Below are 1,540 nucleotides of genomic sequence, written 5' to 3'. Positions count from 1 at the left end.
GGGTTGCAGGGGGATGCGTTGATTGGGGCGGCGCGGGCGGCGGCCCTGGCGGCGGACCCCGGCGAGACGCGCGTCAGCGGGCCTTCGCTGTACCGGCTGGGGCTGGGCGAGCGTTCCGTGGTGGTGGCGGATGCGGCGCTGGTGCGGCTGTTCGAGCTCCTACGCCGGTTGGCGGCGAGCCCGCTGCCGGTGCTGGTGCACGGGGAGACGGGGGCGGGCAAGGAGAACGCGGCGTGGGCGGTGCATCACTGGTCCCCGCGTTCGGCGCAGACCTTCGTGGCGATCAACTGCGCGGCGCTGCCGGAGAGCTTGGTGGAGGCGGAGCTGTTCGGCCATGAGAAGGGCGCCTTCTCCGGCGCGGACCGCGCGCGGGCGGGGCTGCTGGAGCGGGCCAGTGGCGGGACGCTGTTCCTGGACGAGGTGGCGGAGCTGTCGCTGCCCATCCAGGCGAAGCTGCTGCGCGCGTTGGATCAGCAGGTCATCACGCGGCTGGGGGATTCGCGCGAGCGGCCGGTGGACCTGCGCGTGGTGGCGGCCACGCACCGGGTGCTGGCGGACGAGGTGAAGGCGGGGAGGTTCCGGCAGGACCTGTTCTTCCGCCTGTCCGCGGCGGTGGTGATGCTGCCGCCGTTGCGAGACCGACCCCGGGAGCTGCCCCTCCTGGCGCGGGCCTTCCTGGAGGACGCCTGCGCGAGGGCGGGGCGTCCGGTGCTGCACCTGTCCGCCGCGACCATGGCGGTGCTGGGCGCGCATTCGTGGCCGGGCAACGTGCGCGAATTGAAGAACGCGCTGGAGTACGCGGCGGCCACGTCGCCGGGTCCGGTGGTGGAGCCTTCGCACCTGCCGGAGTCCTTGCGGGAGGGGCTGGAGCGGACGGACATGGACGCGGATGCGGGGGAGACCACCGTTCGTGACGGGACGGAGCCTCCGGTGCCGCGTGCGTTCCAGAACCTGGCGGAGGAGCTGCGGACGCTGGAGCGGCAGCGGATGGTGGAGGCGCTGGAGGCGACGGGTGGGGTGCAGACGCGCGCGGCGCAGTTGATTGGCATGCCGCTGCGCACGTTCGCGTTCAAGCTGAAGCAGCACCGCATCGCTTCGCGAGGACGGGGCCCGGCGGGGGAATGAGGAGCGAGGGCCTCACACCGTGGCAGCCCCCCGCGACGTTCGGGGAGTACCGCCTGCTGCAGCCGTTGGGGCGGGGCGCGATGGGGGAGGTGTACCTCGCGCATGACACGGTGTTGGACCGGTTGGTGGCGGTGAAGTTCATCGCGGGCGTCGCGCCGGATGAGGTGCAGCGCGAGCGCTTCCGCACCGAGGCGCGGGCCATTGCGCGGGTGCAGCACCCGAACGTGGTGGGCATCCACCGCGTGGGAGAGGTGCGCGACCGGCCGTATCTGGTCTCGGAGTTCCTGCGCGGGGACAGCCTGGATCGGCTGGCGCGTCCGGTGCCGTGGGAGCGGGTGCTGGAGATTGGGATGGGGCTGGCGCGGGGGCTCGCGGCGGCGCACCGGCAGGGGGTGTTGCACCGGGACCTCAAGCC

Annotated in this window: 2 protein-coding genes; both read left to right on the top strand. The window is 73.2% G+C overall.

The features are described from left to right. On the top strand, positions 1 to 1,125 hold a 1,125-nt coding region (locus D7X74_RS41875), incomplete at its 5' end, for a sigma-54-dependent Fis family transcriptional regulator (RefSeq protein ID WP_147446910.1). Continuing rightward, positions 1,122 to 1,540, top strand: a 419-nt coding sequence (locus tag D7X74_RS41870; protein ID WP_147446909.1) for a serine/threonine-protein kinase, incomplete at its 3' end; no start/stop codon positions are given. The genes D7X74_RS41875 and D7X74_RS41870, both read left to right, overlap by 4 nt.

The organism is Corallococcus sp. CA047B, assembly GCF_003612065.1.
Classification (GTDB): Bacteria; Myxococcota; Myxococcia; order Myxococcales; family Myxococcaceae; genus Corallococcus; species Corallococcus praedator.
Note: the sequence above shows the minus strand (reverse complement) of the source record. Positions and strands in the feature narration are given on the sequence as shown.